Origin of the sequence: Klebsiella sp. H-Nf2 (genome assembly GCF_002806645.1) — a bacterium.
In the GTDB taxonomy this organism is placed as follows: Bacteria; Pseudomonadota; Gammaproteobacteria; order Enterobacterales; family Enterobacteriaceae; genus Klebsiella; species Klebsiella variicola.
Genome location: NZ_PIBL01000006.1, coordinates 164,645 through 181,592 on the forward strand (window position 1 = coordinate 164,645; position 16,948 = coordinate 181,592).

Annotated in this window: 17 protein-coding genes; 5 read left to right on the top strand and 12 right to left on the bottom strand. The window is 58.0% G+C overall.

The features are described 5' to 3' along the window. Positions 1-206 precede the first annotated feature (206 nt). Together phoR and phoB are read right to left on the bottom strand one after the other, a co-directional pair. Positions 207-1,502, bottom strand: coding sequence for a phosphate regulon sensor histidine kinase PhoR (gene phoR / locus CWM58_RS16385; protein WP_100631421.1), 1,296 nt, complete (start codon positions 1,500-1,502; stop codon positions 207-209). Positions 1,503-1,523: 21 nt separating this feature from the next. Beyond that, on the bottom strand, positions 1,524-2,213 hold the full coding sequence (phoB, locus tag CWM58_RS16390; RefSeq protein ID WP_002890343.1) for a phosphate response regulator transcription factor PhoB: 690 nt from the start codon (positions 2,211-2,213) through the stop codon (positions 1,524-1,526). 182 nt (positions 2,214-2,395) lie between these two features. Between phoB and sbcD the strand changes: the two genes are divergently transcribed. After that, entirely contained in the window at positions 2,396-3,601 is a 1,206-nt protein-coding gene (gene sbcD, locus CWM58_RS16395; protein ID WP_061155594.1) for an exonuclease subunit SbcD, read from the top strand. Continuing rightward, entirely contained in the window at positions 3,598-6,735 is a 3,138-nt protein-coding gene (gene sbcC / locus CWM58_RS16400; protein WP_100681346.1) for an exonuclease subunit SbcC, read from the top strand. Before sbcD ends, sbcC begins: the two co-directional genes overlap by 4 nt. A 206-nt stretch (positions 6,736-6,941) precedes the next feature. Here sbcC and mak read toward each other — a convergent pair whose 3' ends face one another. Further along, positions 6,942-7,856 carry a fructokinase gene (mak, locus tag CWM58_RS16405; protein ID WP_100681347.1) on the bottom strand — a complete coding sequence of 305 codons (915 nt, stop codon included), beginning with the start codon at positions 7,854-7,856 and terminating at the stop codon, positions 6,942-6,944. A gap of 91 nt (positions 7,857-7,947) precedes the next feature. On the opposite strand from mak, the gene rdgC reads away from it, so the two are divergent. Continuing rightward, positions 7,948-8,859 (top strand): recombination-associated protein RdgC, encoded by a 912-nt coding sequence (rdgC, locus tag CWM58_RS16410; protein ID WP_100676212.1) that lies wholly within the window; start codon positions 7,948-7,950, stop codon positions 8,857-8,859. 71 nt (positions 8,860-8,930) lie between these two features. Here rdgC and ppnP read toward each other — a convergent pair whose 3' ends face one another. From ppnP to aroL, 4 genes are all read right to left on the bottom strand, one after another. Next, a complete protein-coding gene (gene ppnP / locus CWM58_RS16415) occupies positions 8,931-9,215 on the bottom strand; it encodes a pyrimidine/purine nucleoside phosphorylase (protein WP_100681348.1) in 285 nt (94 codons plus the stop codon). Positions 9,216-9,292: 77 nt separating this feature from the next. Beyond that, a complete protein-coding gene (locus tag CWM58_RS16420; RefSeq protein WP_100681349.1) occupies positions 9,293-9,973 on the bottom strand; it encodes an AroM family protein in 681 nt (226 codons plus the stop codon). 249 nt (positions 9,974-10,222) lie between these two features. Beyond that, positions 10,223-10,414: a YaiA family protein gene (locus CWM58_RS16425; RefSeq protein WP_008805350.1), complete on the bottom strand. Its 192-nt coding sequence runs from the start codon at positions 10,412-10,414 to the stop codon at positions 10,223-10,225. Between the two features lie 71 nt (positions 10,415-10,485). Further along, positions 10,486-11,019 (bottom strand): shikimate kinase AroL, encoded by a 534-nt coding sequence (gene aroL / locus CWM58_RS16430; RefSeq protein ID WP_061155599.1) that lies wholly within the window; start codon positions 11,017-11,019, stop codon positions 10,486-10,488. A 328-nt stretch (positions 11,020-11,347) separates the two neighbouring features. Between aroL and CWM58_RS16435 the strand changes: the two genes are divergently transcribed. Continuing rightward, complete coding sequence (locus tag CWM58_RS16435; protein WP_061155600.1) at positions 11,348-12,046, top strand: DUF2076 domain-containing protein; 699 nt, start codon at positions 11,348-11,350, stop codon at positions 12,044-12,046. Here the strand turns inward: CWM58_RS16435 and CWM58_RS16440 are convergent. After that, on the bottom strand, positions 12,043-12,501 hold the full coding sequence (locus CWM58_RS16440; protein WP_061155601.1) for a YaiI/YqxD family protein: 459 nt from the start codon (positions 12,499-12,501) through the stop codon (positions 12,043-12,045). The genes CWM58_RS16435 and CWM58_RS16440 overlap by 4 nt on opposite strands. Positions 12,502-12,617: 116 nt before the next feature. Here CWM58_RS16440 and proC point away from each other — a divergent pair, with 116 nt between their 5' ends. Next, positions 12,618-13,427, top strand: coding sequence for a pyrroline-5-carboxylate reductase (gene proC / locus CWM58_RS16445; protein WP_008805346.1), 810 nt, complete (start codon positions 12,618-12,620; stop codon positions 13,425-13,427). A 70-nt stretch (positions 13,428-13,497) separates the two neighbouring features. Here proC and CWM58_RS16450 read toward each other — a convergent pair whose 3' ends face one another. From CWM58_RS16450 to idnR, 4 genes are all read right to left on the bottom strand, one after another. Continuing rightward, on the bottom strand, positions 13,498-13,815 hold the full coding sequence (locus CWM58_RS16450; protein WP_061155602.1) for a PsiF family protein: 318 nt from the start codon (positions 13,813-13,815) through the stop codon (positions 13,498-13,500). Positions 13,816-13,906: 91 nt separating this feature from the next. After that, the gene (gene phoA, locus CWM58_RS16455; RefSeq protein WP_162677942.1) at positions 13,907-15,337 is read right to left on the bottom strand and encodes an alkaline phosphatase; all 1,431 of its coding nucleotides are present in this window, start codon (positions 15,335-15,337) and stop codon (positions 13,907-13,909) included. Positions 15,338-15,427: 90 nt separating this feature from the next. Continuing rightward, entirely contained in the window at positions 15,428-15,688 is a 261-nt protein-coding gene (gene iraP, locus CWM58_RS16460; RefSeq protein ID WP_061155603.1) for an anti-adapter protein IraP, read from the bottom strand. A 228-nt stretch (positions 15,689-15,916) separates the two neighbouring features. Continuing rightward, positions 15,917-16,909 carry a DNA-binding transcriptional regulator IdnR gene (idnR, locus tag CWM58_RS16465; RefSeq protein WP_061155604.1) on the bottom strand — a complete coding sequence of 331 codons (993 nt, stop codon included), beginning with the start codon at positions 16,907-16,909 and terminating at the stop codon, positions 15,917-15,919. Between the last annotated feature and the right edge of the window lie 39 nt (positions 16,910-16,948).

The following is a 16,948-nucleotide window of genomic DNA, read 5'->3' on the forward strand; positions in this document are numbered from 1 at the left end:
AAAGCAAGGCACGATCGTAAAAGCAGATGATTATGCTGGTTATCAGTTACAGCCCGGAATCATTTACCATATTGTTGGAAAACCCGTGGCTTATCATGCGAACAAAAAAGCAGCATGCGTTCATTAAATAGGCGAGAAAAAAAGGATGCCAACGAAAATGACCAGCCGAAGCTGGTCATTGGCAAGATAAGCTGACAGCACGCCGTTCAGGCGTCGTTTCTGGCAATTAATCGTTCCGGGAGCAGGAAGCTAAAACGGGTTCCCTTGCCCACCGTGCTGGCGATCTCCAGCCGGCTGTCATGATGGTTGACCGCGTGTTTGACGATCGCCAGTCCCAGGCCGCTGCCCCCCGTTTGCCGTGAACGGGCTTTATCCACCCGATAAAAGCGCTCGGTCAGACGGGGAATGTGCTCCGGCGCAATACCCGGTCCATTATCCTCAACGCTGAACAGCGCCCCCTGCGGGGTCCGCTGCCAGCTGACGCGGATTTCGGTCCCCGGCGGGGTGTGGTTCACCGCGTTATAGACCAGATTAGAAATCGCGCTGCGCAGCTGTTCCTCGTTGCCAAGCACCTTGAGCTGCTCGTCAACGGTGAAGATCAGCGTCTGTTTCTCCTGGCTGAGGGTCTGCGCCTCGCGCTCCACCACCCGCAGCATCATCGGCACGTCAATGCGGTCATTCATCACCAGCGCCGGCGCGGCTTCAATGCGCGACAGTGTCAGTAGCTGCTTCACCAGCCCTTCCATACGCTGAGTTTGCTCCCGCATGGTGTGCAGGGCTTTTTCCCGCGTCGCCCCCTCCAGCACCTGCTCCTGCATCATCTCCAGATAGCCCTGCAGCACCGTCAGCGGGGTGCGCAGTTCATGGCTGACGTTGGCGAAAAAGTTCCGCCGCGCCCCTTCCAGTTGATGCATCTGCGTCACGTCACGCGCCACCATCAGCCACTGCTTGTCGGTGTAAGGCATCACGCGAATTTCCAGATGGCGAGCGTTATTCAGCACCAGGTTGAGTGGCTTAGAAAAATCACGCTGTTTCAGATAGTTGGCGAACTCGGGATAACGCAGAAGGTTGAGAATATTTTGGCCACTGTCGTCCGGCCAGCGCAGGTTTAAAATCTGCTGCGCCAGGCCATTACACCAGAAAATGGCCCCCTCTTCTGTGGTCAGTACGACCGCATCCGGCAGCGATTCCGCTCCGCTGCGAAAACGTTTAATCAGGCTTCCCAGCTCGCGTCGACGCTTTTTATTACGCATCTGCATCTGATGCAGACCATACAGCAGCGGCTCCCAGCTGCCACGGCCAGGCGGAGGAGTCATGCTCCGATCCACCCACAGCCACCACGACAGGCGCATCAAATTCCAGAAATGCCAGATCAGCAAACCGGTCACTGCCGCCAGTAAAAACCACGGCAAATGCCCCCAAAATGCCCCCAGAATCAGGGCCGGAATACACGCTAAAAAGAGCTCCAGCGCCAGCCTTTTCCATGACAGCCGTTCCAGCACGGGTCACACTCCTGTCAAAATTCAGAAACGGGCGGAGAAACGATACCCCGTGCCGCGAACCGTTTGCACCATACGATCATGGCCACTGTGTTCCAGCGCTTTGCGCAGGCGGCGAATATGGACGTCCACCGTGCGGTCTTCCACATAGACGTTGGTTCCCCAGACGTGGTTCAGCAGCTGCTCGCGGCTGTACACTCGCTCAGGATGGGTCATAAAGAAGTGCAATAACTTAAATTCCGTCGGCCCCATGTCCAGCGGACTGTCGCCGGTCATCACCCGGTGCGACGAAGGGTCGAGGCTCAGACCCTGCATTTCGATCACCTCTTCCACCGCCATCGGCGAAATACGGCGCATCACCGCCTTGATCCGCGCCACCAGCTCTTTCGGTGAGAAAGGCTTGGTAATGTAATCATCCGCCCCGGTCTCCAGGCCGCGAACGCGATCCTCTTCTTCTCCACGCGCGGTCAGCATCACGACCGGGATATCCCGCGTCATCGCCTCGCGCTTGAGCAACTTAATAAACTGCAGCCCCGAACCACCCGGCAGCATCCAGTCAAGGAGAATCAAATCAGGCCAGGGTTCATTGAGTTGATTCACCGCGCTGTCATAATCTTCCGCCTCGACAGGCTGAAAGCCATTTTGCTCCAGAACAAAGCAGACCATTTCGCGGATTGGAGCTTCATCTTCAACGACCAGAATTCTTCTCGCCATTATTTACCCTGTGTTTTTTAGCCATCAGTATAGAAGTGCGGCGTCATTATGCGTCACTTTTGTGACAGATTTATGAAAAAAATGACGGTCTGATGATCGGGTAATTTGAAGCATGACGCGGACTTACCCCCCGCCGACAAATGATATACTGCCGCCCATGCTTTTTTCGCTAGGGAAGATTTATGCGCCTCCTTCACACCTCCGACTGGCATTTGGGCCAGAATTTTTACAGCAAAAGCCGTGCGGCCGAACACGACGCTTTTCTTACCTGGCTGCTGGACCGCGCGCAGGAGCATGAAGTCGACGCCATTATCGTGGCTGGCGATATTTTTGATACCGGCTCGCCGCCGAGCTATGCCCGCGAGCTGTATAACCGTTTTGTCGTCCAGTTGCAGCAGACCGGCTGTCGCCTGGTGGTGCTGGCGGGCAATCACGATTCAGTGGCGATGCTCAATGAGTCCCGCGATATTCTCGCCTTTTTACACACCACCGTGGTGGCGAATGCCGGCTACGCGCCCATTGAGCTACCGTTGCGCGACGGCACCCCGGGCGCCATCTTCTGCCCGGTGCCGTTTTTACGCCCGCGCGAGCTGGTCACCAGTCAGGCCGGCCACTCCGGTCGGGAAAAACAGCAACAGCTCCTGCACGCTATTAGCGACTATTATCAGGAGCAGTATCAGCAAGCCTGCGCGCTGCGCGGCGATCGGCCGCTGCCCATCATTGCCAGCGGCCACCTGACCACCGTCGGCGCCAGCAAAAGCGATGCCGTCCGCGACATTTACATCGGCACGCTGGATGCCTTTCCGGCGCAACACTTCCCGCCTGCCGACTACATTGCGCTGGGCCATATTCACCGCGCGCAGGTGGTCGGCGGTTGCGAACACATCCGCTACAGCGGCTCGCCGCTGCCGCTGAGCTTCGATGAAACCGGCAAAGCGAAATCGGTGCACCTGGTGAGCTTTAACGACGGGCGACTCAGCGCCGTGGAAACCCTGGAGGTGCCCGTGACCCAGCCGCTGGCGGTGATCAAAGGCGATCTGGCCGCCATCACCGCCCAGCTGGAGCAGTGGCGCGGCGTCGAGCAGGACCCGCCGGTGTGGCTGGATATCGAAATCACCACCGAGGACTACCTGCACGATATTCAGCGTCATATTCAGGCGCTGACGGAGGATCTGCCGGTGGAAGTGCTGCTGGTGCGCCGCAGCCGTGAGCAGCGCGAGAAAATATTGCTCAACGCCCAGCGGGAGACCCTCAGCGAACTGAAGGTGGAAGAGGTGTTCGAGCGCCGGCTGGCGCTGACCGAGATTGACGATGACAAGCGCGCCCGGCTGCACGAGCTGTTCACCCATACGCTGCATACGCTTACCGCGGAGGACGAAAACGCATGAAAATCCTCAGCCTGCGTCTGAAAAATCTCAACTCCCTGAAGGGTGAATGGAAGATAGACTTTACCGCCGAGCCGTTCGCCAGCAACGGCCTGTTCGCCATTACCGGTGCTACCGGCGCCGGCAAAACCACCCTGCTCGATGCCATTTGCCTGGCGCTTTATCACGAGACGCCGCGCCTGAATAAAGTCTCCCAGTCGCAAAATGACCTGATGACCCGCGATACCGCCGAGTGTCTGGCGGAAGTCGAGTTTGAAGTAAAAGGCATCGCCTACCGCGCTTTCTGGAGCCAGAACCGGGCGCGCAACCAGCCGGATGGCAATCTGCAGGCGCCCCGCGTCGAGCTGGCGCGCTGCGCAGACGGCAAAATCCTCGCCGATAAGGTCTCGGACAAGCTGGAGCAAACCGCGACGCTCACCGGCCTCGACTATGGCCGCTTCACCCGCTCGATGCTGCTTTCCCAGGGGCAATTTGCCGCCTTCCTGAACGCGAAGCCGAGCGACCGCGCGGAGCTGCTGGAGGAGCTGACCGGCACGGAAATCTACGGCCAGATTTCGGCCATGGTCTACGAACAGCACAAAGCCGCTCGCCACGCGCTGGAGAAATTCGAAGCCCAGGCGGCGGGCATCGTCCTGCTGACGGAAGCGCAGCAGCAGGCGTTGCTGGAAAGTTTGCAGGTACTCACTGACGAAGAGAAAACCCTGCTGACGCAGCAGCAAAACCAGCAGCAGCTGCTTCAGTGGCTGACGCGCCGCGACGAGCTGACGCAACAGCACCAGCAGGCGGTCACCCGGCAGCAGCAGGCCCGCCAGGCGCTGACCGACGCCGCCCCGGCGCTGGCGAAGCTTGAGCTGGCTCAGCCCGCCGCCCAGCTGCGCCCCCTGTGGGAGCGTCAGCAGGAACAGGTGGCTGGTCTGGCGCAAACCCGGCAACGGATCAACGAAGTAAATGCTCGCTTACTTGCCTGCACCGCGCTGCGCGCGCGCATCCGCCGCAGCGCCCTGCATGCTCAGCAGCAGCGTCAGACAGAGCTGACGGAGCTGGCGCAGTGGCTGGCCGCCCATGATCGATTCCGCTTATGGGGTCAGGAGATTGCCGGCTGGCGAGCGCAGTTCTCGCAACTGACGCGGGATAAACAACAGCTAACGGCTCAGACCACCCGCCTGGCCGCGCTGCGCCAGAAACTGATCGCTCTGCCAGTCAGTTCCCTGTCGTTGTCCGCAGAAGAAGTCACGGCGGCGCTGGCGCAGCAAACGCAGTCGCGGCCGCTGCGCCAGCGGCTGATCTCCCTGCATGAACAGCATCAGCAGTTGCACAAACGCCTGCGTCAGCACGCCGAAAGCATCCAGCAGGCGCAGACGGAGCAGGCAAAACTCAACGCCACCCTGACGCAACGTCGGGAACAGTATAAAGACAAAAACCAGCACTATCTCGACCTGAAGGCGCTCTGCCAGCGGGAAGAAACGATTAAAGATCTGGAAGGTTACCGCACCCGGCTCGAGGCGGGTAAACCCTGCCCACTGTGCGGCTCCTGTGAACACCCGGCGATGGCGCAATACGCCTCGCTGACGGTCACGGATAACCAGCGTCGCCGCGATGCGCTGGAAAAAGAGGTCGCTGCACTGAAAGAAGAAGGCCTGCTGATCCTCGGGCAGGTCAACGCCCTGACGCAGCAGATCCAGCGTGAGACCGAAGAGACCCGGCAGCTCACAGAGGAAGAGCAAGCGCTCACTAAAGCGTGGCAGGAAACCTGCGCCTCGCTGCAGGTCACGCGGGATATTGCGCAAGAGATAAACGACTGGATGCAGGAGCAGGAGCGCTACGAGCAGCAGCTCTATCAGCTCAGTCAGCATCTGATGCTGCAGAGCCAGCTCAACGATCAGGAGGCGCTGGAACGCCAGGCTCACCAGCAGCTGGAGACCACGCGCCAGGGACTGGAGAACGCCCTGCAGACGCTGTCACTCAACCTGCCGGAAGAAGGCGCAGAAACCGCCTGGCTGCACGCTCGCGAAAGCGAATTTGCACAGTGGCAGGCGCAACAGACGCAGCATGGCATGATTCAGGAGCAGATCGCCGCCCTGAAACCGCTGCTCGATACGCTGCCGCCCGGCGACGAGGATGACGCGGAGGCTGAGCCGGTTATCCCGGACAACTGGCGCGAAATACACGAGGAATGCCTGTCGCTGCACAGCCAGCTCGTCGCCCAGCAGCAACTGGAGACTGAAGAAACGGCGCGCGTGCACCAGTCACAGACGCAATTCACGGCTGCCCTGGCCGCCAGCCGCTTTAACCATCGGGAGGCGTTCCTCGCCGCGCTGCTGGATGACGAGACCACCCAGCGGCTGACGCAGTTAAAACAGACGCTGGAGCAGCAGCTTCAGCAGGCGACGGCGCTTTGCGAGCAAGCGACCCAGCAACAACAGGCGCATCTGGCGCTGCGTCCGCAAGGATCAGACGCTGACGGCCCCACCCTGCAAACGCAGCTGCATGCCCTGGCCCAGCGGCTGCGGGACAATACCACCCGCCAGGGTGAGATCCGCCAGCAGCTCAGGCAGGACAATGAAAGCCGCCAGCATCAGCAGGCGCTGGGACAGCAGATTGCAGAGGCGACGCAGCTGGCGGACGACTGGGGCTATCTGAATTCGCTGATCGGATCCAGCACCGGCGACCGGTTCCGCAAATTCGCCCAGGGGCTGACCCTCGATAATCTGGTCTGGCTGGCAAACCAGCAGCTCAACCGCCTGCACGGCCGCTATCTGCTGCAACGCAAGGCCAGCGAGGCGCTGGAGCTGGAGGTTGTCGATACCTGGCAGGCCGACGCCGTGCGCGACACCCGCACCCTCTCTGGCGGCGAAAGTTTCCTCGTCAGCCTGGCGCTGGCCCTGGCGCTGTCTGACCTGGTGAGCCATAAAACGCGGATTGACTCCCTGTTTCTCGATGAAGGTTTCGGCACCCTCGACAGCGAAACGCTGGATACGGCGCTGGACGCCCTGGATGCCCTTAACGCCAGCGGCAAAATTATCGGGGTGATCAGCCACGTGGAGGCGATGAAGGAACGTATTCCGGTGCAGATCAAAGTGAAGAAGATAAATGGCCTGGGCTACAGTCGGCTGGACAGAGTGTTTGCGGTGGAGTGAGGTCTGAATTATTGCGATGTCCCCTCACCCTAACCCTCCCCCGGAGGGAGAGGGAACCGTCCGGCGCCGGTCTGTAATTTCGCATGCTATTGCGATTCCCCTCTCCCTGCAGGGTGAGGGGTTCCCGGCCACTGCCTCTACCACCCGCACCGTACCGCTTTTCTCCCTCTCCCTGCAGGGAGAGGGCCGGGGTGAGGGGGAGCGGTTCAGGTCCCCTGGAGCGGCCACAGCCAGGCCGCGCCGCGTACTCCGCTGGAGTCACCGTGCAACGCTTTGCGGATCGGTGTTTCACACTCGCCGCCGAAGACCCACTGCTTCACCAGGTCCGGTACCGTTTGATACAGACGCTCGACGTTGCTCATCCCGCCGCCCAGCACGATAACGTCCGGGTCGAGGATATTCACCACGTGGGCCAGCGATTTCGCCAGCCGCTGTTCATAGCGGCTCAGCGCCAGTTCGGCCTTTTCATCACCTTCACCCACCAGGCGCATAATCTCGCTGCCGGTTAACCCCTTGCCGCTCAGCCGCTGGTAGTCGGTGGCAAAGCCGGTGCCGGAGATAAAGGTTTCGATACACCCCTGTTTACCGCAGTAGCAGGGCACTTCCGTACGATAGCGCAGCTCATCGTCGTCCATCCACGGCAACGGGTTATGCCCCCACTCGCCGGCGTTACCGTTGCCGCCGATATGCGCCCTCCCGTTGAGCGCCACCCCGGCGCCGCAGCCGGTGCCGATAATCACCGCAAACACCGTTTGCGCCCCCGCCGCCGCGCCGTCCACCGCTTCCGACACCGCCAGACAGTTGGCGTCGTTGGCCAGCCGGACTTCACGCTCAAGGCGCAGGCTGAGATCCTTATCAAAGGGCTGGCCGTTGAGCCAGGTCGAATTGGCGTTTTTCACTACCCCGGTATAGGGCGAAATTGAGCCAGGGATGCCCATCCCCACGGTACCCTGCTGTCCGGTCGCCTGCTCGGCCATCGCCACCAGGGTGGCGATAGTCTCGATGGTTTGCCGGTAGTCCTCACGCGGCGTGGGTAACCGGTGGCGAAACAGCTGCTCTCCCTGGTCACTCAGGGCTATCACTTCGGTTTTTGTTCCACCTAAATCAATACCAATACGCACGCTCAGCTCCTCACCCCGATTAACAATGCAAGCATAGCGACAATTCGCTATCATGCCCGCCTGATTTAACGACAAAGCCGTGGAAATTATCATGCTGTGGTTCAAAAATTTAATGGTTTACCGTCTCAGCCGCGATATCGAATTGCGCGCCGAGGAGATGGAAAAACAGCTGGCCGAGCTGACATTTACCCCGTGTGGCAGCCAGGATATGGCGAAAACCGGTTGGGTGTCGCCGATGGGATCGCACAGCGACGCGCTGACGCATACGGCAAACGGCCAGATCGTTATCTGCGCGCGTAAAGAAGAAAAGATCCTGCCGTCGCCGGTGATTAAACAGGCGCTGGAGGCGAAGATCCAGAAGCTCGAAGCCGATCAGGGCCGCAAGCTGAAGAAGACCGAGAAAGATTCCCTGAAAGATGAAGTGCTGCATTCGCTGCTGCCGCGCGCCTTCAGCCGCTTCAGCCAGACGATGATGTGGATCGACACCGTTAACGGTCTGATCATGGTGGACTGCGCCAGCGCGAAGAAAGCGGAAGACACCCTGGCTCTGCTGCGTAAAACCCTCGGTTCGCTGCCGGTGGTGCCGCTGACCCTGGAGAATCCGATTGAGCTGACGCTGACCGAGTGGGTCCGCTCCGGCACCGTGGCGCAGGGCTTCCAGTTGCTGGATGAAGCCGAGCTGAAAGCGATGCTGGAAGATGGCGGCGTGATCCGCGCCAAGAAACAGGATCTGGTCAGCGACGAAATCGCCGTGCACATTGAGGCCGGGAAGGTCGTCACCAAGCTGGCGCTGGACTGGCAGCAGCGTATTCAGTTTGTGATCTGCGACGACGCATCGATTAAGCGTCTCAAGTTCTGCGATGAATTACGTGACCAAAACGAAGATATCGATCGGGAAGATTTCGCCCAGCGCTTTGACGCCGACTTTATCTTAATGACCGGCGAGCTGGCCGCCCTGATCCAAAGCCTGGTAGAAGGGCTCGGCGGCGAAGCACAGCGCTAAGCGCCGCTTTCCTTCCTGGCTGGCAGGAAGGAAAAAACAACCCGGCGGCAGGCGCCGGGTGTCACACTGGCTTACAGATAGCGGCACAGATAAGAGGTTGGCTCAGCCACCTGCAGATGAAATTCGCTGTTGCCTGGCACATTGAAAACTTCGCCGGCGGCGTAAACTTTCCACTCAGTCTCACCCGGCAGCAGGACATTCAGCGCCCCGCTGACCACCGTCATCTCTTCCGGCTGCGCCGTACCAAAGGTATATTCCCCTTCCGCCATCACGCCAACGCTGGCGCGACCGGTACTGCTGCTGTTGAAGCCAATGGATTTCACTTTTCCGTCAAAGTATTCATTGCTTTGAAGCATAAACAAGCCCTTCTGATCGTCGGTTAAAGGCTCAATATAGGGGGCGCTCCTTGCCCCTGTCACGTGAAATTAACACATTAGACCAATAGTTCTGCCGCCAGTCGGGAAACCAGCACATTCGACAGCAAAACCGGGACGTCCAGGGCTTTTTGTAACACATCGCGGTGATGTTGATAGTAACCGAGACAATCGAGCACCAGGACGTCGGCGCCCTGTTCCAGCAGCGCTTTACCGGCGCTTAATAGCTCACTGTCGCTGCCGGTAAAGGGGTTGGCCAGCGCGTAGTACGGCGACTTTTCCAGCGAGAGCCACTTTTGCCGCTGCATGGGCATGATCTCTTCCACCGGCACGATCACCCCCACCTGATGCCCATCGACGATCGACGCCACCAGCGGCGGGATGATCCGCTGCGGCTCAAGAAGGATCGCATGGTGGGTCGTAAAACCACTCAACTGTTCGGAGCTGAGCAACAGGATCACATCATAGTTCTGCCGATCCAGCATCGCGATCACACTGCGGATATCCCGTTCAATTTTCTGCCGCGATATCATCACCAGCTGGTTATCACTGAGCAAGGTCAGCAGGCCCTGCTCGCCGTCACCCACCGTGTACTCTTTGCTTACCTCAGCATGGGTCATATCGCCCAGCAGACTAATGTGGGTGATCTGTTCTTCCCTGATATGTTCGGTCAGGAGCGGCAACACTCCCGCCAGCGGCACAACGCCGATGGTCAAAATTGCCATCGTTGCACTACTCATATCATGTACCTTTTCACTACCACTGCTTCAAGACAGACTTACCACACACAGCATCCGCCCCCCTGTTGAGTAAAAATCAACCGTCGAGAAGCGTAGCAGCTCCGCGCCGCCGTTGAATGTAAAGATTGCCGGGCGACAGCGGCGTGCCTGAAAAATCCGTGTGTTAGATATTCATTAGTACGACTGATAAATAAAAAATGTGAGATACGCCCGATATTGCCAGTATGGCAGGCAATCCGGGCTCAGGGGTTACGACTTGTCAGGATCTTCATAGCGCCGCTTGGCATCCACGGCTTCCTGCTCGGTAGGATGTTCGCTGATCAGCGAATTGGGTTCAGGATAATCCGCGCGGAGTTGATACCAGGTGACGGTCTGACCCTGCGGGCCTTTCTCTACCGCCACAACGCGGGCTTCTCTCGGATAAGGGGGCCTGTTTGGCATAGTTCTTCCTTCTTCTGGCGTCAGAACTATCAAGTATAGGCGCCCCTCACCGTCTTAATGTAAGTAAATTCTTAACTTACCGGGGTCGCCGTCACGCCACACAGCATGGTCATAATCTGCTCCACCACCCGATCCGGGGAGGCCGTGGCATCCACGATGTGATGGGCGGCGTCACGGTATAAGGCTTCGCGCTGCGCCAGCACCTCGCCCACTTCTTCACGTACCGGTTTCCCGGTCAGCGTCGGCCGCTGCTCGGCTTTTGGGTAGGCCTCCAGACGATCAATCAGCGCCGACACCGAGGCCTGCAGATAGATCACCACGCCATTCTCCCGCATAAACTGGCGGTTACCTTCCGCCAGCACAATGCCGCCGCCGGTGGCGATCACCGTATTCGGCAGAGTCACGGCCTTCAGCGACAGGGTCTCCAGTTCGCGAAAACGCGCCCACCCTTCTGCCTGCACGATCTCTGCCACCGTCCGCTGCTCATGAGCCTGCAGCCGATGATCGGTATCGGAGAACTGAAAATGCCGCGCTCGCGCCAGCGCATGGCCGACGGTGGTTTTACCGCAGCCCCGTGGCCCGATGAGAAAGATTGGCTGTGTCATGACCGAAGACCCCCTGGTTCCGCCTGTCGTAAAAAATGAAAACGAAAGAACGTATTATCGCTGTTTGTTCCGCAACGCATGCGTAAATTAAACGTTACACAACTTCTTTACACCCCTATTACCACAGTGAGAAAAGGGGCTCTTGATGTAAACTTATCATTGCATTAAGTGTTTAACCAGCTTTACTTTCGGCTGGGCGTTATTTTTTATCCAACGCTGGCGTAAACGGTAACACATTTATGCATAGCTTTACGAAGCAACATATTTACAACATCGTGTTTCAGACGCACCCTGATGCCAATTCAACAGTGTGACAGAGGAATGTAACATGCAATCTGAAGAACAACGCCTTATTGATGGGCTGTTTTCCCGGCTGAAAGAGGCTGAGACACACAGTGCATCGCGCGATACCAGCGCCGAGGAGCGGATTGCCCAACATGTGAGCGCGCAGCCGGCGGCACCCTACTATATGGCGCAAACCATTCTTATCCAGGAAGCCGCGATTAAACAGCTTAACGATCGCATCCAGGCGCTGGAAAGCCAGGTCAGCCAGCTGCAGGCGGCGAAGCCCAGCAGCGGCGGATTCCTCTCCGGCTTGTTTGGCGGAGGCGGCTCGTCACGCGGTTCTGACCCCATCCCGGGCGCGGAGCAATACGGGCGCCCGCAGGCCAGCGCCCAGCCGCAGTATGCCCCGCCGCAACAGCAGCAGAACTATGCCCCGCAGGCAGCCGCACGCGGCGGCGGCTTTATGGCGGGCGCGCTGCAAACGGCCGCAGGCGTAGCAGGCGGCGTGGTACTGGGCAATATGCTGACCAATATGTTCAGCGGCTCGCACCCGCAGGAGATCGTCAATATCATCGAAGAGAAGCCGCAGCCTGATGCCACTCCCGCGCAGGACGCCACCGCAGGTGACGATCCGTTCCGCCAGGGAGACGATCAGTTCCTTGCCGACAACACCTGGAACGACGACTTCGACGCCGGCTTTGGCGACGATGATGTTGGCAGCGACGACGATAGCTGGGTTTAACCCTGCTGACGTTTAACCGCCAGCAACCACTTCTCCAGCTCGGCGGCAAACTGTTGCCGATCGCGCTGCGATAAACTATCCGGGCCGCCGGTCTGAACGCCGCTGGCCCGCAATGTCTCCATAAAATCCCGCATTGTCAGCCGCTCGCGGATCGTCGCCTCACTGTAGCGTTCCCCGCGCGGATTCAGCGCCGCACCGCCCTTCGCCAGCACTTCCGCCGCCAGCGGGATATCGGCGGTGATCACCAAATCCCCCGGCGCACACTGGCGGACGATTTCGTTATCCGCCACGTCAAAACCTTGCTCAACCCGCAGAGTGCGGATGAAACGCGACGGCGGTACGCGCAGCGGCTGATTCGCCACCAGCGTCACCGGGATCTGGGTTCGCTCTGCCGCGCGGAACAAAATCTCTTTAATCACGTTCGGACACGCGTCCGCATCTACCCAAATAGCCATGCCAGCTCCTGTTACCTGCAATAAGTGACGCCAATGTTACCTGCTTTTCTCCCCCATGAAAGCGCCAGGATGGTAAGCTAATCAGATCGTAACGAAAAAAGCAGAGGGGAATGGTGATGGATAAGAAAATTGGCTTTATCGGCTGCGGCAATATGGGTAAGGCCATTCTGGGTGGACTGATCGCCAGCGGCCAGGTACAGCCGGGACAAATCTGGGTCTACACCCCGTCGCCGGATAAGGTTGCGGCTCTGCGAGACCAGTATGGCATCAACGCCGCCGGGAGCGCTCAGGAAGTGGCGCAGATTGCCGATATCGTCTTCGGCGCGGTTAAGCCGGGGATCATGACCAAAGTGCTGGGCGACGTCGCCTCAAGCCTGAATAAAGAGTCGCTGGTGGTCTCCATCGCCGCCGGGGTCACGCTTGAGCAACTGGCGCGCGCCCTCGGTCACGATCGCAAAATTATTCGCGCGATGCCCAATACGCCGTCACTGGTCAACGCCGGTATGACCTCCGTCACGCCTAACGCGCTGGTGAGCAGCGAAGATGTGGCCGAAGTGCTGACCATTTTCCGCTGCTTTGGCCAGGCGGAACAAATTGCCGAGCCGATGATCCATCCGGTGGTGGGCGTGAGCGGCTCCGCGCCGGCCTATGTCTTTATGTTTATCGAAGCGATGGCCGATGCCGCCGTCCTCGGTGGAATGCCGCGCGCCCAGGCCTATAAATTCGCCGCCCAGGCGGTAATGGGCTCCGCCAAAATGGTGCTGGAGAGCGGCGAGCATCCGGGGGCGCTGAAAGATATGGTCTGCTCGCCTGGCGGGACCACTATCGAAGCCGTCCGCGTGCTGGAAGAGAAAGGGTTCCGCTCCGCCGTGATCGAAGCCATCACCCAGTGTATGGAGAAATCAGAGAAACTGAGCCGCTCCTGAGCCTGAGAGGGTAGGCAGCAATGCCCTGAGTGTTCAAAGAAGAAGGGAGCGGATAAGCGCTCCCTTTTTTTCAGGCTTTCTTCAGGCAGGTACTCATGAAGGTACTGCGTTCATCACCCTTCAACGCTTTTGCCGAGGCCGCTTTGTTGCAGTCGCTCATCTTCTGCTGCTGAGGGGTGAGCGCTTTTCCTTGCGACGTGGTGGTCTCTTTTTTCAGGCACTGGCTCATAAACGTTTTGCGCTCATCTCCTTTCAGCGCTTTGGCTGACGCTTGCTGATTGCAGTCCGTCATCTTTTGCTGCTGTGGAGTGGGCGTTTTTTCTGCCGCGCCAACCGCGCTGATAAAGATCAAGCCAAACAGTAGGGTCATTAGTAAGGTTATTTTCATCGCACCATCCTTCTGTGAGTGGATCGTTGTAAGTCTGGACGCAGATAGAAAAAAAACCAGCCGGTGACGCAATTTCGCCACCGGCAGCGACTTATTTCAGACTCAGGGCAGCTTTCATGGTCGAGAACAGGTCGGTCTGGTCGGTCAGGCCGACGACGTTAGCCGCGTGTGGACCGTAGGCCGCAATGCGCAGCTGGGTGCCGGTATGCTCCATCGACTCTTCCTCAGAGTTGCCGTAGCTCATGACCATCACTGCGCCATCGTGGGTATTCAGGGCCTGGGTCAGTCCCGGGGCTTTGCTGTCCGCCGGAATGATCTGGCTGGCGTGCGCATGGTCGGCGGTGACGATCACCAGGGTATTGCCATCTTTTCGCGCAAACTCCAGCGCCTTCTGCACCGCTTCGTCGAGGTCAACGGTTTCACCGATCTGGCCGCACGGATTCGCCGCATGATCCTGTTTATCGATGGAAGCGCCTTCCACCTGCAGGAAGAAACCTTTCTCGTTGCGGCTCAGCAGGTCAATCGCTTTCTCCGTCATCTGCGCCAGCGTCGGCACCGAGGCATCGCGTTTAGGGTTTGGCGTACAGGTCACCGGCGCCTTATCGATATTGCCGTGATAAGACGCCTTCGGCCCTTCCCAGCGTACCGGCATATTGCCGTCGGCGAAGAGTCCCAACAGCGGCTTAGCCTGACTGGCGTCAGTCGCGGCGGCAAGAGAAGCCGCATCGGTCACTATCTGGTAGCCGCGGGCTTCCGCCTGCTCGCGCAGGGTTTTGCCCTGCCACTCGCCCGCCGTCGCCGTTTCGGCAAAGGTCTTCGCCCCGCCGCCTAAGGTGACATCCGGCCGGGCGTTCAGCAGCTGTTCAGTAATGGAGCCTTTGCCCCCTTTCTCCAGCGCATTGCTGGGGCATTTTTCGCTGGTGACCGTGGGGCCGTAGCATTTACGCGATGTCACATGCGCTACCAGCGCCGCGGGGGTGGCATCCTGCAGCTCGGCGGTGGAAACGTTGCCGGTGGCCAGCCCCGCCGCTTTCGCCAGCTCGAGGAGGGTCTGATGCGCGTTCTCATGAATATCGACGCCCAGCGCGCCGTTATAGGTCTTGACGCCGGTGGTCCAGGCGGTGGCGGACGCCGCCGAGTCGGTCACGTAGTCCGGTTTACCGGTTTTTTTATCCAGCGAATAGTGCGTGTACTGCCCGGTTAGCGGCAAGGCGTCAATCCCTTTAAAGAAACCGCCCGCCCCTTCCGCATAATTTCGCGCGGCGGTAATTTCTGAATCACCCATGCCATCGCCAATCAGCAAAATAACGTTTTTAGCCGGCTTATTGATTAACGAGGCGCGCAGCGCTTCGGTTTGATCGCCTGTTAAACGACGCGCGCCGCCTGGAGTAGTGATATCTCCCTGCGCAGCGCGATTTTCCAGAACCGGCGCAGCAGTCGTTTCTGCATGAATAACCGGCGAGCCCAGCAGAGGAACCAGGGCAATAAACAGGGCGCTTAATTTCACTTTTGTCATCTCCATGTAAAAAATACTTAAAAAAAACAAAACGAGGGAGACTTTATAAAAGGGAGATGACAGAAAAATGACGGCATCCTTGTCGTGTCACAAAGACTAGCTACGAGGATGCCGCAACAGCTTCTTTAGATATTGCTGCAGCAGCATCGCATCCTGGTCGTTGACCGGCGGATAGGGCGTCACCTGGTCTATTGCCTGCTCAATATCCTGAATCAATGCCTGCTGGGCATCATGCTCCATATGGCGCAATAATGCGGTGACCACGATCTCCAGCGCTTCAACCTGCACCGTCAGTTCCTTTGCTTCTTCTTCCTTTTGCGCCAGTTTAACCAGTAACTCGGCAATGAGATTCTTCACAATGCGTTATCCTTAATGTGAGGTCCGTAGGCTGCTATTTATGTCATACATCAGCCATCGGACACCAGTATTATTTTAAAAATAATATCTCTTTCCATCCCATATTAAGCGAAACGTTTTGCTCCTTGAGTATTTCTACGATGGAATTTACTCAACAGCTGATTAATAAGCCTCATAACCAAATTTAATAGATAAGAATAAAATGGAATATTGCTATTCCATCGATAACTATAACGTATCACCATAATATATCTGGTAGGCCAGATTAACGCTGTCCGGCGCGTCTTTACCTGCCAATCGGGCAATCAGTATTTCACTTGCTGTTTTACCGATGTCATAACGTGGGGTAATGACGCTGGCTATTTTCTGCAAGCGTGCGCGGCCAATTTCCAGCCCATGAAAACCGGCTATGGCTATCTCTTTTGGTACCGCTTTGCCCTGTGACTGACATTCCAGCAATACCCCCACCGCCAGATCGTCATTGGTACAAAAAATGGCGTCGATATCCGGGCGCGACTGCTGCGTTTGCAGGAACATCTGCCGGCCAAGGGCGACCGAGGAGATGGTGCGCGGGGCCATGTGATACGCCTTCAGGCCATGAACCTCCAGCGCCAGCTCGGTGCCGCGAAAACGACTAAGATCGCGAGGGTCGTCCATTGAACCAAAAAAGGCAATTGACCGTTTGCCGCTTTCGAGAAAGGCGTTAGTCATATCCCACGCCGCCTTTTCGTTATCGAACCCCACCTGAATATCAAGCTGCTGGCCGCCGAAGTCCATCAGTTCCGCAACCGGAATACCGCTGGCGCGTACATATTGAATCATGCGATCGCTATGCTGCTTGCCGGTCAGGATCAGGCCATCAATATTATAGGAGAGCAAATTGAGCACTTCGCGCTCTTCGCGCTGCGGGTCATATTCGTAGTTGGCGATCAGGGTCTGGTACTGGTGCGCGGAGGTTACCGATTCAATACCGGCCAACACATCGGCGAAAATCTGATTGCGAAAAGAGGGGATCAGCACGCCTATCGTTTTGCTGCGCGCGTTGAGCAGAATTTCCGGCGCCCGATTAGGGATATAGTTATTCTCTTCCATGACCTTTGAAATCAGCTCACGGCTGCGCTGAGAAACCTGGCCAGGGTCGCGTAAATAACGGCTCACCGTCATCTTATTCAGCCCTGCCAGGTTGGCGATATCCTGTAATGTCATCCGGTTGTTTTTCATCGGGTTCTCTGCGACAAACGACTTATGTACTCGCAGAGA

Coding starts and splice junctions, on each gene's coding strand:
- phoB (WP_002890343.1), bottom strand. CDS start 2,213: ATGGCGAGAAGAATTCTGGTCGTTGAAGATGAAGCTCCAATCCGCGAA.
- sbcD (WP_061155594.1), top strand. CDS start 2,396: ATGCGCCTCCTTCACACCTCCGACTGGCATTTGGGCCAGAATTTTTAC.
- sbcC (WP_100681346.1), top strand. CDS start 3,598: ATGAAAATCCTCAGCCTGCGTCTGAAAAATCTCAACTCCCTGAAGGGT.
- rdgC (WP_100676212.1), top strand. CDS start 7,948: ATGCTGTGGTTCAAAAATTTAATGGTTTACCGTCTCAGCCGCGATATC.
- ppnP (WP_100681348.1), bottom strand. CDS start 9,215: ATGCTTCAAAGCAATGAATACTTTGACGGAAAAGTGAAATCCATTGGC.
- CWM58_RS16420 (WP_100681349.1), bottom strand. CDS start 9,973: ATGAGTAGTGCAACGATGGCAATTTTGACCATCGGCGTTGTGCCGCTG.
- CWM58_RS16425 (WP_008805350.1), bottom strand. CDS start 10,414: ATGCCAAACAGGCCCCCTTATCCGAGAGAAGCCCGCGTTGTGGCGGTA.
- aroL (WP_061155599.1), bottom strand. CDS start 11,019: ATGACACAGCCAATCTTTCTCATCGGGCCACGGGGCTGCGGTAAAACC.
- CWM58_RS16435 (WP_061155600.1), top strand. CDS start 11,348: ATGCAATCTGAAGAACAACGCCTTATTGATGGGCTGTTTTCCCGGCTG.
- CWM58_RS16440 (WP_061155601.1), bottom strand. CDS start 12,501: ATGGCTATTTGGGTAGATGCGGACGCGTGTCCGAACGTGATTAAAGAG.
- proC (WP_008805346.1), top strand. CDS start 12,618: ATGGATAAGAAAATTGGCTTTATCGGCTGCGGCAATATGGGTAAGGCC.
- CWM58_RS16450 (WP_061155602.1), bottom strand. CDS start 13,815: ATGAAAATAACCTTACTAATGACCCTACTGTTTGGCTTGATCTTTATC.
- phoA (WP_162677942.1), bottom strand. CDS start 15,337: ATGGAGATGACAAAAGTGAAATTAAGCGCCCTGTTTATTGCCCTGGTT.
- idnR (WP_061155604.1), bottom strand. CDS start 16,909: ATGAAAAACAACCGGATGACATTACAGGATATCGCCAACCTGGCAGGG.